The organism is Pontibacter chinhatensis (assembly GCF_900113285.1).
In the GTDB taxonomy this organism is placed as follows: domain Bacteria; phylum Bacteroidota; class Bacteroidia; order Cytophagales; family Hymenobacteraceae; genus Pontibacter; species Pontibacter chinhatensis.
Genome location: NZ_FOOT01000003.1, coordinates 340,733 through 354,462 on the forward strand (window position 1 = coordinate 340,733; position 13,730 = coordinate 354,462).

Consider the following 13,730-nt stretch of genomic DNA (forward strand, 5'->3'; position numbering starts at 1 on the left):
TGAAATATAGGAGGAGCCACTTTGTTGGATCAGCAATATCTGGAGGAGGAAGAGCCGAAGGAGATGTCCTTTGTGGACCATCTGGAGGAGTTAAGATGGCACATTATCAGAGCATTAGGCTCTATATTTGTGTTCGCTATTATCGCTTTCCTGGCGAAGGGCTTTGTATTTCATGACATTATACTAGCCCCATCGCGAACTGACTTTTTAAGCTACAGGGTTATGTGCCAGGTGGGCCAGTATTTTGGCTCGGACACCCTGTGTTTCGATGATTTAGGCTTTACCATACAGAGCCGGCAGATGAGCGGGCAGTTTACCATGCACTTAATGGTATCGGCTGTGCTGGGTTTGGCTTGTGCTTTCCCGTACGCGTTCTGGGAGATATGGCGTTTCGTAAGGCCTGGCCTCTACCCCCAGGAACGTAAGAACTCGCAGGGAGCCGTTTTCTTTGTGTCGATTCTGTTTCTGATGGGCCTGCTGTTTGGGTACTACGTAGTATCGCCCATTTCCATCAACTTCCTGGCAGGCTACCAGGTGGATCCGAGCATTCTGAATGAGTTCGATTTATCGTCTTATATCTCCACGCTGACAACGCTTTGCCTGGCCTGTGCCATCATGTTTGAGCTGCCGGTGATCGTGTTCTTCCTCACCAAGGCGGGCTTGATCACGCCGGAGACCCTGAAGCTTTACCGCCGCCATTCCATCGTAGTGATACTTGTGGTGGCGGCTATCATCACCCCACCGGATGTGGTAAGCCAAACATTGATTGCTTTGCCCCTGATGCTGCTCTACGAGGTAAGTATCCACATTTCGAAGTCTATACGTAAAAAAGACCTGAAGCGACTCAACGAACAAAACGAGCTGTAAAGTAATGGCACTAAAAATTGCAATCGGCGGAGACCACGCCGGTTATACTTATAAAAGCATGCTGAAGGAGCTGCTGGAAGAACTGGGCCACCAGGTGCAGGACTTCGGCCCTGACTCAGAAGCATCTGTAGACTACCCGGACCATGTGCACCCGCTGTCGAAAGCCGTGGTGAACAAGGAAGCCGATTTTGGTATCCTAATCTGCGGGAGCGGGAATGGGGTGGCTATAACGGCCAATAAGTACCAGGACATACGTGCGGCGCTATGCTGGCTGCCAGAGCTTGCCAAGCTAGCTCGCGAGCACAACAATGCCAATATTCTGTGCATCCCGGCAAGGTTTGTATCGGAGGAGGTGGCCAGGGAAATGGTACGTGTTTTCCTGAGCACAGACTTTGAAGGAGGCCGCCACCTGAACAGGGTCAACAAGATAGCCGCCTGTTAAGGGAAAGTATAAAGTATAAACAAAAGAGCCGCTCCTTCCGGGGCGGCTCTTTTGCTTTTATTTCAGGCGATAGATACCTGCGTCAGCAGTCGCCTCATACCTGCCAAAAATATCCGGCAACTTATAGGTCAGCTCCGGCATCAGCCCCACCTTGTCCACCAAAAACTGCGGCATCTCATCCCTGAAGTTTTCGTGAAGCTCGAACACCGCCTGATAGTCGCTCAAATTGCCAAAATGACGTTGAGCCAGGCTCCAGTTTAAGTATGGGGTAAGGGGCTTGTTATGCATGTAATAGCTGATGTCGTTGCCTAGCACCAGCACAGTGCTGTTTTGGATAGTTGGCTGAAGTGGCTCAGCCAGCAGCAGCGGCGATTCGTCCATCTGCAAATACTCGTTTATGCCCAGGGCCAACCGGTAGCGCATAACCAGCACGGTAGCCAGCATCGCCAGGAAAACACTGTTTATAATCCAACCCTTGCGGCCCGAGGTAAAGAAAAACTCACCGAAATAAGCTACGGGCGGCAGGATGATGATGAAGGTGGCAATCGTAATCTCGTCGCGGGTGAAGATAACCAGCATGCTGACGGCCAGCCATACCCACATGAGCTGCTGAAACTTAACCTGAAAAACCAGGCGCTGCGGTTGCGATGCGGCACTCAGGAGCGAGAGCAGAAGTATAAACCCGGGAATAGCCATGAGCTTAGCCACATCGGAAGGCGGTCGCAGAAAGGAGACGTTCAGCTGCCAGGGCCGCAGCAAGTGCAGCTCCAGGAATTCCTGGCTGGTATTGGTGTACATATAGTACGTTATCAGCACCGCATACGGAAAAAGAAAGCCGCAGAGCATAAGCATGGTGCTGCGGAACGTGTTGGAGGCGAAAAAAATAACAGCGAAGATGCCCACCAGCAGGAACAAAGCCAGCGGCAAGTAGCTCATGGCGGCCAGCCCCAGCATAAACCCACCTACAAACAAGCGGTTATTCTCATACCCCTCGCGGTTAAGGGTAATGATGTAGGGCAGCGAAAGTATAAGAAAGGTGTTGCCGATAAGCAGCGGCGTGAGCATGTTGAACTCAAAGGAGAGGCTGCCGACAACCAGGTACAGCAGCGCCGGCAGATAATCCTTGGTGGCATACACGCTGTGGCGGTTAAGGATGCTGTTGAGCAGCAATGCCTGCAGCAGGAGAAGCGCCATAGACACAAGCCGGTAGGCCAGAAAAGAGCGCCCCGCCACCAGGTCGATCAGCCAGAAAACCAGCGCCGAGATGGGTGCCGTGTTATCGTAGATATCGCGGTACATGGCATGCCCGTCGGCCAGCCGCTCCCCTACCAGCATGTGCAGCAGCTCGGGCGCGGTTGGCCGTACGCCCAGCAGCACCAGGGGCAGCTGAATAGCTACAAACAGCAAAACCAGCATGAAGAGACGGGAGGGTAGTATGCTACGGAAGTAACTTATCAAGGAAAGACATAGTTAAGAAGAAACGGTACTATAGTATAAAAACACGCCTGGCAAAGTATAAGCAAAGACCCGGTACCGCATACAGGTACACAAAAGCGCTTGCCTGAGAGGCATCTGCCAAATTGCCCAAGCCGAAATGAGTAAGGCAGTTTTGGGGTAAAAATGCGAAATTAATATGATATTTGCATCTTCATATGGAAAGTAAAAGACAACAGAAATTCTCGCGCCTGATTCAGAAAGAGCTGGCCGACATCTTCCAGCGGGAGGTGCCGCACCTGTTTGGGGGCGCTTACATATCGGTGAGCGTGGTGCGCGTGTCGCCAGACCTTGGGGTGGCCAAAATATACCTGAGCATCATGATGGCCAAGAACAACGAGGAGGTGCTGCAGGAGGTGCGTATTAACGCCAAAACCATCCGCCACCAGCTGGCCCAGCGCATCAAAAACCAGGTGCGCATTATCCCGGAGCTTATCTTCTACCTGGATGATACCGCTGAGTATGCCGCCAAAATCGACAAGCTTTTCGAGAACATCGACATTCCGCCGGCCCGCGAGGATGACGAGGACGACGAAACATACCCTAACAAGTAGGCCTTAGCCACACATCACCCTTATGCAGTACGACCCTATAAAGCGGGTGCTGGGCAACGTGTTTAACAAAACACCGTTCCTGCGCCGCGTATTCTATAACCTGCTGGACCTGCTGTTGCTGCGTGCCTGGCATGTGCACAAAGAGTTGAACGAGTGGGCTGAGAACCGCCGCGGCGGGGAGCAGCACATATTGGATGCCGGCTCCGGCTTTGGGCAGTATACGTATAAGCTTTCCGGCATGAGCAGCAAGTGGCGTATACTTGCCGTGGACGTGAAGGAAGAGCAGGTGTCGGACTGCAACCGGTTTATGCGTGCCATTGGCCGCCACAACGTGCTGTTCAAAATCGCTGACCTGGTAAAGTACAGGGAGCCGGAGAGCTACGACCTTATACTTTCGGTGGATGTGATGGAGCACATTCTGGAGGATGTGGAGGTGTTCCGCAACTTTCACGCATCGCTGCGCCCGGGCGGTATGCTGCTTATCTCCACCCCTTCCGACCAAGGAGGCTCTGATGTGCACGGGGAGGACGAAGCCTCGTTTATTGAGGAGCACGTGCGCGATGGCTATAACATCAAAGAGATTGAGGATAAACTGAGGGCTGCTGGCTTCAGCAAGGTCCAGGCGCGTTACTCGTATGGCAAGCCGGGGCAGGTGTCGTGGCGCCTATCGATGAAGTACCCGCTGCTGATGCTCAATGCCTCTAAAATTTTCTTTGTAGTGCTGCCGTTTTACTACCTGGTTACCTTCCCGGTGAGCCTGTTGCTCAACTGGCTCGATGTAAACGCAAAGCACCCTTCGGGCACCGGCCTGATTGTGAAAGCGTGGAAGTAGTTTAATTGTTAACTTGCTACATTGATTAATTGTTGATTTCGGGTAACTCCAAACGGCCAACGAATAACGAACTAAATGAACGTCCCTTTTCTGATAGCGAAGCGGTATTTTTTCTCTAGGAAGAAGAGGAACATCATCAGCATTATCTCCAATATTGCCATGATTGGGGTGGCTGTGGGCTCGGCGGCGCTCATCATCGTGCTATCGGTGTTTAACGGCCTGGAGGACCTGATCCGGGAGATATACTCCAGCTTTGACCCCGACCTGAAGATATCGGCTGCAGAGGGCAAGTCGTTTGAGACGGACACCGAGTTTATGAACCGCATCCGGCGCACGCCGGGCGTGGCCGTGGTGTCGGAGGTGATAGAGGACAATGCCCTGCTCCGCTACAACGAGCGCCAGATGGTGGTGAAGGTAAAAGGCGTGAGCGAGAACTTCTTCGAGCAGAACGAGATTGGTGCGTCGGTGGTGGAGGGCTCCAGTGATTTATACTTTAAAAACACCTACCGGGCGCTGGTGGGGCGCGGGGTGCAGTACCAACTCTCTATCCGGCCAAACAACCAGTTTGTGGCCTTGCAGTTCCTCTACCCGCGCAACGTCAAGTTCAACCCGCTCAACCCTGAGGCCTCTTTCAACAGCCTGAACATCTTGCCTAGCGGTATTTTTGCCATCGAGCGCCAGTACGACGACGCCTATGTGTTTGTGCCCCTCAACTTCGCCGAAGAGTTGCTGGAGTACGGCCGCCGCCGCACGGCCCTGGAGATAAAGGTAGAGCAAGGCTTTAAGATTGAGCAGGTAAAGCGGGAACTGCAGCAGATTTTGGGTGAAGGTTTTAAAGTGCAGAACTCTGACGAGCAGCACACCAGCCTGCTGCGTGCCGTGAAGGTAGAGAAGCTGTTCGTGTTCATCACCTTTGCCTTTATCCTGGGCATTGCCTCCCTCAACATCTTCTTCTCACTCTCCATGCTGGTCATCGACAAGAAAAAAGACATTGCCATACTTGCCTCGATGGGAGCCACGGCTAAGACTATCCGCAACATCTTCTTACTCGAGGGCGCGTTGGTGGCCCTTATCGGCGCTGCTTACGGGCTCACGCTGGGCATGCTGGTCTGTAACCTGCAGCAAACCTTCGGCATCATCAGTATGGGCATGGCTACCTCGGTGGTGGAGGCCTACCCGGTTAAAATGCAGGTGGAGGACTTCGTTTTCACGGGGCTTGCCATTATCGTCATCACGCTCCTTGTCTCCATCAGGCCTGCCAACAGAGCCGCTGCCATGTCGGTGACGGAGAATATCTAGCCTCTCCCCTTCAAATACAATTTCTATATAGCGCAAACATTCGCGGGATGTGCCTGTTTCGCTAGAAAACGACACAAATGGCTCCCTAAAGTACAAGCCAAACCCGCTCATAAATAGTAGGAAATGAGCGCTTTTATGGTTAAATTTGGAGTCTGCTAATTGCACCCCGGCATGAAAGTTTCCACCACACAGCCTTTTCAGGCAGTTTATTCTCTCTTCGAACACGAGTATCTGGGATACCTGTTTGAGTCTTTTGTGGTGCAGGTAAACACAAAAGGTCAGCTTACCCTCCAGCACCAGAATGTTTCAGCCAAGAATGCCGACGAGTTTGCCGCCCGCCTGGACGCGGATGACTTTAAGCTCATTCAGCTCATGGACCAGATTCAGCAGGACGCTGTGGTGAAGAAATTCTCGGCCAAGAAAATGTCGGCGACTGATTTCTTCCTGAAGGTGTACGACGCGGAGAAAGGAGACAAGGCGCTGCAGGAGCGGATAAACCGCCACATGCAGGTGCGCATGAGCAAGATACTCGACCTGCTGAGCCAGGGTAAAAACACCTTTATCATGGGCAAGGACGGCGAGCCAACTTGGCGCCGCATCACGCTGGCTCCGGAGAAGGCCTCGGTGCTGTTCCACCTCATGCGCAACCAGGACAATACCCATTACTTCCCGAGAATAAGGTATGCCGGCGAGAAGCTGGACTTCCAGTATAAAGGTGCGGCCCTGATTTGCCACGAGCCAGCCTGGCTGCTGCTCAACGATGTGGTCTATAGCTTTGAAAAATCGATAGACGGCAAAAAGCTGCAGCCCTTCCTGAACAAGAAATTCATCGCCATACCGCGTGCCATAGAAGAAAACTACTACAGCAAGTTTATGGTGCCGCTCATGGAGTCGTTTGACGTGCGGGTAAGGGGCTTCGAGGTGCGGGAGGAGAAGTATGAGCCACGCGCTTTCCTGACGTTCGCGGAGATAGCGGCAGAGGCTCCCGTGGCCAGAACCGCTGTGAACGGAGAGCCGCACGCGGAGCGCAGCAGCCATAGCATTCTGTTTGAGCTGGCCTTTATGTATGGCGGGCACATGGTGCAAACGCAGGAGCCCAAGCGCATCAGCGTAAGTATGGCCAAAACGGAAGACTCCTATACTTTCTACAAACTAACCCGCGACCTTACTCGCGAGAAAGAGGTGGCCCGGAAACTGGGCAAGCGCGGCTTGGATCTAAAGAACGGCAAAGCACTGGTAGAGAAGAACGAGGCTTTTGCCTGGCTCAACGCCAACCTGCAGGAGCTCGAGCAATTGGGCGTGACGGTAAAGCAGTCGGAGAACGGCGGCAAGCACTACTTTATAGGCGAGATAGTCCTGGAGGTAGGCATTACCGAGAAGAACGACTGGTTCGATATCTATGGCTCTGTTCGGTTCGGCGAGTTTGAGATTCCGTTTATCAAGCTTAAGAACCACATCCTTACAAAAAACAACGAGTTTATACTTCCAAATGGGCAGGTGGCTATCATTCCTGAGGAGTGGTTTACGCAGTACATCGAACTGTTTGCCTTTGCCGAGGGCGATGAGGAGCTGACCCTGCGCAAGCACCACATGGCCCTGGTAAACGATTTGCAGAACGGCAACCTGGCCACCGTGACCATGAGCCGCAAGCTGGAGCAGCTGCGCGAGTTTGAGGAGATAGAGGATCAGCCGATGCCGGCGGGCTTTGTGGGCGAGCTGCGCCCTTACCAGAAGGCAGGCTATAACTGGCTGCACTTTGTGCAGAACTATAAATTCGGGGGGTGCTTGGCCGATGACATGGGCCTGGGTAAAACCGTGCAGACGCTGGCCATGCTGCAGCACCGCAAAGAAAACGGCGCCGAGAGCGCCACGCTGCTGGTGATGCCGACCTCATTGGTGTACAACTGGCTGAACGAGGCCCAGAAGTTTACCCCCAACCTGCGCATCCTCAACTATACCGGCACTTACCGCGAGAAGAACGTAGAGCTGTTCTCGAACTACGACGTGGTGTTGACCTCCTACGGCATTGTGCGCCTGGACGCCGAGCTGCTCAAAACCTACTACTTCGACTACATCATCCTCGACGAGTCGCAGGCCATCAAGAACCCGGATTCGAACACCTCGCGCTCGATAAGGGAGCTGAAGTCGCGGCACCGGCTTATACTTACGGGTACGCCTGTGGAAAACAGCACGATGGATTTGTGGTCGCAGATGTCGTTCATCAATCCAGGGCTGCTAGGCAACCAGCATTTCTTCCGCAACGAGTTCCTCAAGCCAATAGAGAAGGACAAGGACGAGCAAAAGACGCGCCGGTTGCACGCGCTCATCAAGCCGTTTATACTTCGCAGGCACAAATCGCAGGTGGCCACGGAGTTGCCCGAAAAGGTGGAGCATACCACGTACTGCAAAATGACCGAGGAGCAGGAGCATGCCTACGAGGAAACCAAGTCTTACTACCGTAACAGGATCCTGACGAGCCTGGAGGAGAACGGGGCTGGCAACACCCAGTTTATACTTTTGCAGGGCCTTACCAAGCTGCGCCAGATCGCTAACCACCCGCTCATGACTGACTCTGGCTACGAGGGTAGTTCAGGCAAGCTGAAGGAGGTAATCCACAAAACACGGGATGTGGTGAGCAAGGGGCACAAGGTGTTGATTTTTAGTCAGTTTGTAAAGCACCTGGAGATCATCAAGCGCTCGCTGGACAAGCGGGAAATAAAGTATACCTACCTGGACGGCAATACCAAAAACCGCCACGAGCAGGTAGAGCGATTTCAAAAAGACGAAAGCATACAGGTGTTCCTTATCTCGCTGAAGGCCGGCGGTGTGGGCCTGAACCTGACCGCCGCGGACTATGTGTTTATACTTGACCCGTGGTGGAACCCGGCTGTGGAAGCGCAGGCCGTGGACAGGGCGCACCGCATCGGGCAGCAGAACACGGTGTTCACCTACAAGTTCATCACCAAGGACACGGTGGAAGAGAAAATCCTGGCCCTGCAGAGCCGTAAGCTGCAGCTTGTAACCGACCTGATCAGCATCGATGAGACCATCATCAAAAGCCTGACCCGGGACGATATCGACAGCCTATTGAGTTAGGGCAAATTGTTAATTGTTGGATTGTTAAATAGTTGCTCAATATTGGCTTGGGTAAAGTATAAAAGAGCCGCTGCAAGTATAAATGCAGCGGCTTTTGTTTTGGCAGAAGTATAACTTATAGTTCTGACAGAGGTTATGCCGTAAGCAATAAATAATTCACTCCCTTGGTTAAGGAGGGGTAAAGGAGGTTGGCCCCAACCATGTAACAATCCAACAATCAACAATTAAACCCATGCAGCTCCATTTGAAAACAGCCGTTGCCCAGGATTACCTGCAGGTGTTCCATGCCTTCGATGAGCGGCTGTTCCGGCAGCTGGCTCCCTCCTACCCGCGTCTAAAGCTGCTGCGCTTCGACGGCTCTGAGCCGGGCGATGTGGTGGAGGTAGAGCTGCAGACGGGCCTGAAGTCCTTCCGCTGGACCAGCCTGATTACCGACAGAAGTATAACCGGTGCCGAAGCATACTTTATCGACCAGGGGCAGGAGCTGCCGCCGCCGCTCAAAGTATGGCACCACAAGCATTTGGTCTCCCGGCATGGCAGCGGCGCCATCATCCACGACATCATCACCTACAGCACCGGTTTTATACTTTTAGACTGGTTCCTCTACCCGCTCATGCTGGCAGCCTTCGGCATGCGCGGGCCGGTGTACAGGAAGGTGTTTGGCAAAGTATAAAACCTACTCTTCTGTCGATAAAGTCACGTTGCTGAGTTGGCTTCGGTGGAAGTATGACTGCGGACTAACCGGGAAACGATCCTGCGTGTACCAGTCTGCGAAGGCCTGGAATTGCTGCTCGTGCTGCTCCACCCATGCGTTGAATGCCTCTTCGTCGCCGGCGCTGAGCAGCCAGTAGTTATAGGCCTCGAAATGGCCTGCATCCTGAAGGGTGCGGTGCCACTGAAACAGCAGGTTGTCGAAGCGCTTGTTTATGTCGTTGCCGTAGAAGTTCTCGACGAAGCTTGTGCGGATCTGGTGCAATGAGGGAAGGTCGATCTGCTTTTTGCCTGCCACCGATACAGCCATTGTCATTTCGTAGGACATGGTGCCAAAAGGCAAGTTAAAGGAGCTCGTTTTGCTGTTGAAGCCCATCACGTTGCTCTTGCTAAAGCTCACGGAAGCAGTCGTGTCGGAAATAAACTTAATCTCGCTTTTGTAGGTGTCGTAAAGCAGTTTGCTGATTTCTGAGCTTCGGGCAGAGTTTGGCTCCAGGTTCCGGAAGATCTCTCCGTACAGCATCCCCCATACTTCCTCGTCTGAGTCCAGGAAGAGTTTGGCAGCCCAGTAGTAGTTGGAGGGATGCCGGGGAGCCATTTCTATCCCTTTCTCGAAATAGGTGAGGGCCTTATCAGGGGTGTTGGTTTTGAGCAGTACCACGCCTGCCTCTAAGTATAAGGGGCCCGAGTTAGGGAATTTCTTCAGCCCTTCCTCGTATGTTTTTATAGCTTTGGTAGGGTCTCCGAGCATGTCGTAGCTGTTGCCGCGCAGCTGAAAGGCTTGATCGAAAGCCTTTTTACCTTTCACCAAGGGAGCGGTTATCTCCAGCGCCTTCTGGTAATCCGCCTTCAGGTAATGGGCGAGGCCGATTTCGTATAAAACCAGGTTGTTTTTAGAGTCCAGTTTGCGCGCCTCTTGCAGCTTGGCGATGGAAGCATCCAGCTCACCGTTGTCCATCAGTGTTATACCTTCCTGGATAAGCTCCTGTACCCGATCTGTCTGGGCAAAGGCAGGGAAGGCAAACAGCAGGGCAAGTAGAAGTATAAGTTTGTGTTTCATAGCGGGTTAGTTTATATCCTAAAGCATAAATATATAAAAATAAGCATATTCTGCAAAAGGTCATCCGGCAAAGTATAAATGATCAAAACCTTTCCCTGGCCCCGTCAGTTTACAGCACATAAAGCAAAACGCCGTATAGCAGAGCATGACAAAAGCAGCCATCATCGGGGCCGGAATCGGAGGCATCGCAACCAGCATACGCCTGGCCCTGAAAGGCTATGAGGTGACTGTTTTTGAAGCGAGCCATACGTTTGGGGGGAAGATGCAGGAGTTCTGGCTGGGCAAGTACAGGTTTGACGCCGGGCCCTCGCTGTTCACGCTGCCGCACCTGGTAGACGAGCTCTTTGCCCTGGCCGGCCGCACTCCTTCCGACTACTTCCGCTATACCCGCTTAGATCCGATTACGCACTACTTCTGGCCCGACGGCAGCCAGGTAAAAGCCTATGCCGATCCCGCCAGGTTTGCGGCCGAGGCAAGCCGGCAACTGGGGGTGCCGGAAAAGGCGGTATTGGAGGCGTTGGCCCGAAGCGAGCGGCTCTACAAAGGCACGGCCGATACGTTTCTGCACAAGTCACTGCACCGGCTCGATACCTACCTAAGCGCGGACGTGCTGAAGGCGATGGGTTGCCTCCCCGACCTGGGCCTGACCACCACTATGCACCAGGCCAATGCCAGCCAGTTCAACGATGCCCGCTTTGTGCAGCTGCTCGACAGGTTTGCCACCTACAACGGCTCCGACCCTTACCAGGCGCCGGGCACGCTCAACATCATTCCGCACCTGGAGCACGGCATCGGTGCCTTTTACCCGGAGGGCGGTATTTATAGCATTGCCGCCAGCCTGGTGAAGCTGGCCGAAGAGTTGGGGGTAGTGTTCCGTTACAACGAGCCGGTAGATCAGATCCTGACTGCTGGCACAAGTATAACGGGCATAGCAACAAGCCTGGGCAAGTATAACGCTGACGTGGTGGTGAGTAACATGGACATCGTGCCGACGTACCGCCGGCTGCTGCCGCAGCACAAGGCGCCGGAGCAGACGCTGCAGCAGCCGCGCTCCAGCTCGGCCCTCATTTTTTACTGGGGCATCCGGCGCGAGTTCCCGCAGCTGCACGTGCACAACATCTTCTTCAGTGGGGATTACAAGGCCGAGTTTGAGCACATTTTCAAGTATAAAAGCATCAGCCCGGACCCCACCGTGTACATCAACATCACCTCCAAAGCAGACTCTGCAGATGCCCCGGCCGGAAGCGAGAACTGGTTTGTGATGGTGAACGTGCCGCACAACCAGGGCCAGGACTGGCAGCAGCTTACCCTAGAAACACGGCAGGCCGTGCTCCGAAAGCTCGAGAAAATGCTCGGCACCGACATCGAAGAACTGATAGAAGAAGAGCAGGTGCTGGACCCACTGCTGCTAGAAGCCCGCACATCGTCGTATGCGGGGGCACTGTACGGCAGCAGCTCCAACAACCGGATGGCGGCTTTTTTAAGGCACCCCAATTTCAGCAACAAGCTAAAAGGCTTATACTTTTGCGGCGGCAGCGTGCACCCGGGCGGCGGCATTCCGCTGTGCCTGCTCTCAGCCAAAATTGTGGGCGAACTGGCTCCGGCAGCTAATCGCGTAAAAACACCAAAACATGCTTAAAACGATTACAACGGAAGTATATAACGGCAAAACGAAGTATAAAAAGTATGGCCTGCCCTTGGCGGTGGCCGTGCTGGTTATCTTCCATGCGGTGGGTTTTTGGGGACTGCTTTTCAGCGGGGAGCCGGAGCGTTTCCAAAACCTGACGCCCATGAACCTGCTGCTCACCAACACGCTGCTGTTTGCCTTCCACCGCAGCTGGAACGGCGGCTTTATACTTTTTACCCTGCTTGCCTTTGCCGTTGGCTTTTTCTCTGAGGTCATCGGTATTCACACGGGCCTGTTGTTTGGCGACTATACTTACGGGCAGGCGCTGGGTACCAAAGTATGGGAGGTGCCGCTGCTCATCGGCCTCAACTGGGTGATGCTGGTTTACAGCACCGGCCACATCAGCAACTATACTCCTTGGCCCTGGTGGGCGAAAGCTATACTGGGCACGCTGCTCATGCTGCTGCTCGACTTTTTCCTGGAGCCCGTGGCCATGCAGTTCGATTTCTGGAGCTGGCACACCGGCGAGATTCCCCTGTCCAATTTTATAGGCTGGTTTGCGGTGGCATTTATACTTCAATTATACTTTCAAAAGGCTCGTTTTGAGAAGTTTAACCCCCTGGCCCCCTATGTTTATCTCGTGCAATTGACCTTTTTTGTAAGCATTTATGTTCTGCTATAGTTTGTGTCGTGTGCGCAGGCTTTTATGAATTTAACTATCTTTAGCGGGCGTAAAGTTGGGCCTGAAGTATGCTTGTAATAAGCTGCTCAGACTGAAGCATTGCGGCGGAGAGATACGCAGTATACACTAGATGATTTTACAAGAAACAGTATTAGGCCAGCTTCTTGATGTTTTTAGGAACGAAGGGATTGAAAGGCACACAGACGCCAACCTGATGGAGCGTTTGGGCATGCCGGAAGAGGAGTACAGAGTTACTTTCAGTGACCGGCAGGAAATGGTGCAGCAGGTGGTGCAGTATGACCTCGACCAGCAGGAGGACCGCGATCAGGAGCGGCTGCAACAAGCCCGCAACCCCGTGGAGAAGATCTTCATGCTGCTGCGGTACGGCATTCAGGATCTAAAGACCATCCACCCGGATTATATCACCGACCTGCGGACACATTACCCCAAGGTTTGGCAAACGTGCCTCGACCACCTCAACAACTATAACTATGACCTTAATTACCAGGTCATAAATGAGGGGGTAGTGCAGGGCTATTTCCGCAAGGACATCAACCTGCAGCTGGTTGCCAAAATTATCATAGAGCAGTTTCACATGCTCATCAACCCGCAGGTTTTCCCGCCCAACCGGTTCGATTTGGGCGAGGTGTTCCGGAGCATGTATTTATACTATGTGCGCGGCCTCTGCACCGAGAAGGGCGGCAAGCTGGCCGAAGAGTATTTTTCCAGAAACAACATCTAGCAGCCAGGTATAGAAAGTATAAAGCGCCGCGGCCGAAGTATAAGCTTTGGCCGCGGCGCTTTGTTATGTATAGGGTGGTACTAGCTGATGGAAACGCGCACCTTCTGCGTGTACTGGCGCAGTGCGGTTTTAAAGTCGGTGCCGTTGTCGTTCATCTCGTTCAGGATCCAGATGGCGGCCAGCACGTGCGTCAGCTGCTCGCCTTCGTCGTCGCCCCCTACTTCAATGGCCAACGGCTGCTCGTCCACGATAGCCGCCTCGGCGGCCATCAGCTCCTCCATCGTGTTGTTTTCTACCAGTTTCTTAATGGCGGGTATCTTCATG

The 13,730-nt window shown here is 53.3% G+C and carries 13 protein-coding genes; 10 read left to right on the forward strand and 3 right to left on the reverse strand.

Annotation, left to right across the window (positions count from 1 at the left end; genetic code table 11):
• Window positions 1-63 precede the first annotated feature (63 nt).
• Window positions 64-867: a twin-arginine translocase subunit TatC gene (gene tatC / locus BM040_RS10655; RefSeq protein WP_092101472.1), complete on the forward strand. Its 804-nt coding sequence runs from the start codon at window positions 64-66 to the stop codon at window positions 865-867.
• Window positions 868-871: 4 nt separating this feature from the next.
• Window positions 872-1,309, forward strand: coding sequence for a ribose 5-phosphate isomerase B (gene rpiB, locus BM040_RS10660; RefSeq protein WP_092100949.1), 438 nt, complete (start codon window positions 872-874; stop codon window positions 1,307-1,309).
• Window positions 1,310-1,366: 57 nt separating this feature from the next.
• On the opposite strand, the gene BM040_RS10665 is transcribed toward rpiB, so the two are convergent.
• Window positions 1,367-2,767: a hypothetical protein gene (locus BM040_RS10665; protein ID WP_139217792.1), complete on the reverse strand. Its 1,401-nt coding sequence runs from the start codon at window positions 2,765-2,767 to the stop codon at window positions 1,367-1,369.
• 194 nt (window positions 2,768-2,961) lie between these two features.
• Here BM040_RS10665 and rbfA point away from each other — a divergent pair, with 194 nt between their 5' ends.
• The 5 genes from rbfA (at window position 2,962) to BM040_RS10690 (ending at window position 9,257) form a co-directional block, all read left to right on the forward strand.
• Window positions 2,962-3,357 carry a 30S ribosome-binding factor RbfA gene (gene rbfA, locus BM040_RS10670; protein ID WP_092100953.1) on the forward strand — a complete coding sequence of 132 codons (396 nt, stop codon included), beginning with the start codon at window positions 2,962-2,964 and terminating at the stop codon, window positions 3,355-3,357.
• A 22-nt stretch (window positions 3,358-3,379) separates the two neighbouring features.
• Window positions 3,380-4,189: a class I SAM-dependent methyltransferase gene (locus BM040_RS10675; protein WP_092100955.1), complete on the forward strand. Its 810-nt coding sequence runs from the start codon at window positions 3,380-3,382 to the stop codon at window positions 4,187-4,189.
• 75 nt (window positions 4,190-4,264) lie between these two features.
• A complete protein-coding gene (locus BM040_RS10680) occupies window positions 4,265-5,488 on the forward strand; it encodes an ABC transporter permease (RefSeq protein WP_092100957.1) in 1,224 nt (407 codons plus the stop codon).
• 171 nt (window positions 5,489-5,659) lie between these two features.
• Window positions 5,660-8,584, forward strand: coding sequence for a DEAD/DEAH box helicase (locus BM040_RS10685; protein ID WP_092100959.1), 2,925 nt, complete (start codon window positions 5,660-5,662; stop codon window positions 8,582-8,584).
• Window positions 8,585-8,816: 232 nt separating this feature from the next.
• Complete coding sequence (locus BM040_RS10690) at window positions 8,817-9,257, forward strand: SRPBCC family protein (protein WP_092100961.1); 441 nt, start codon at window positions 8,817-8,819, stop codon at window positions 9,255-9,257.
• Window positions 9,258-9,260: 3 nt separating this feature from the next.
• Here BM040_RS10690 and BM040_RS10695 read toward each other — a convergent pair whose 3' ends face one another.
• Window positions 9,261-10,355: a tetratricopeptide repeat protein gene (locus BM040_RS10695; protein ID WP_092100963.1), complete on the reverse strand. Its 1,095-nt coding sequence runs from the start codon at window positions 10,353-10,355 to the stop codon at window positions 9,261-9,263.
• A 145-nt stretch (window positions 10,356-10,500) separates the two neighbouring features.
• Between BM040_RS10695 and crtD the strand changes: the two genes are divergently transcribed.
• The 3 genes from crtD (at window position 10,501) to BM040_RS10710 (ending at window position 13,406) form a co-directional block, all read left to right on the forward strand.
• Window positions 10,501-11,994 (forward strand): 1-hydroxycarotenoid 3,4-desaturase CrtD, encoded by a 1,494-nt coding sequence (crtD, locus tag BM040_RS10700; RefSeq protein ID WP_092100964.1) that lies wholly within the window; start codon window positions 10,501-10,503, stop codon window positions 11,992-11,994.
• On the forward strand, window positions 11,987-12,664 hold the full coding sequence (locus tag BM040_RS10705; protein WP_092100966.1) for a carotenoid biosynthesis protein: 678 nt from the start codon (window positions 11,987-11,989) through the stop codon (window positions 12,662-12,664). Before crtD ends, BM040_RS10705 begins: the two co-directional genes overlap by 8 nt.
• Window positions 12,665-12,794: 130 nt before the next feature.
• Window positions 12,795-13,406: a hypothetical protein gene (locus BM040_RS10710; protein WP_092100968.1), complete on the forward strand. Its 612-nt coding sequence runs from the start codon at window positions 12,795-12,797 to the stop codon at window positions 13,404-13,406.
• Between the two features lie 80 nt (window positions 13,407-13,486).
• On the opposite strand, the gene BM040_RS10715 is transcribed toward BM040_RS10710, so the two are convergent.
• A complete protein-coding gene (locus BM040_RS10715) occupies window positions 13,487-13,729 on the reverse strand; it encodes a DUF6952 family protein (RefSeq protein WP_092100970.1) in 243 nt (80 codons plus the stop codon).
• Window position 13,730 lies beyond the last annotated feature (1 nt).

Excerpts from the sequence above, each read along its gene's own strand:
- tatC (WP_092101472.1), top strand. The coding sequence starts at position 64 with ATGTCCTTTGTGGACCATCTGGAGGAGTTAAGATGGCACATTATCAGA.
- rpiB (WP_092100949.1), top strand. The coding sequence starts at position 872 with ATGGCACTAAAAATTGCAATCGGCGGAGACCACGCCGGTTATACTTAT.
- rbfA (WP_092100953.1), top strand. The coding sequence starts at position 2,962 with ATGGAAAGTAAAAGACAACAGAAATTCTCGCGCCTGATTCAGAAAGAG.
- BM040_RS10675 (WP_092100955.1), top strand. The coding sequence starts at position 3,380 with ATGCAGTACGACCCTATAAAGCGGGTGCTGGGCAACGTGTTTAACAAA.
- BM040_RS10680 (WP_092100957.1), top strand. The coding sequence starts at position 4,265 with ATGAACGTCCCTTTTCTGATAGCGAAGCGGTATTTTTTCTCTAGGAAG.
- BM040_RS10685 (WP_092100959.1), top strand. The coding sequence starts at position 5,660 with ATGAAAGTTTCCACCACACAGCCTTTTCAGGCAGTTTATTCTCTCTTC.
- BM040_RS10690 (WP_092100961.1), top strand. The coding sequence starts at position 8,817 with ATGCAGCTCCATTTGAAAACAGCCGTTGCCCAGGATTACCTGCAGGTG.
- BM040_RS10695 (WP_092100963.1), bottom strand. The coding sequence starts at position 10,355 with ATGAAACACAAACTTATACTTCTACTTGCCCTGCTGTTTGCCTTCCCT.
- crtD (WP_092100964.1), top strand. The coding sequence starts at position 10,501 with ATGACAAAAGCAGCCATCATCGGGGCCGGAATCGGAGGCATCGCAACC.
- BM040_RS10705 (WP_092100966.1), top strand. The coding sequence starts at position 11,987 with ATGCTTAAAACGATTACAACGGAAGTATATAACGGCAAAACGAAGTAT.
- BM040_RS10710 (WP_092100968.1), top strand. The coding sequence starts at position 12,795 with ATGATTTTACAAGAAACAGTATTAGGCCAGCTTCTTGATGTTTTTAGG.
- BM040_RS10715 (WP_092100970.1), bottom strand. The coding sequence starts at position 13,729 with ATGAAGATACCCGCCATTAAGAAACTGGTAGAAAACAACACGATGGAG.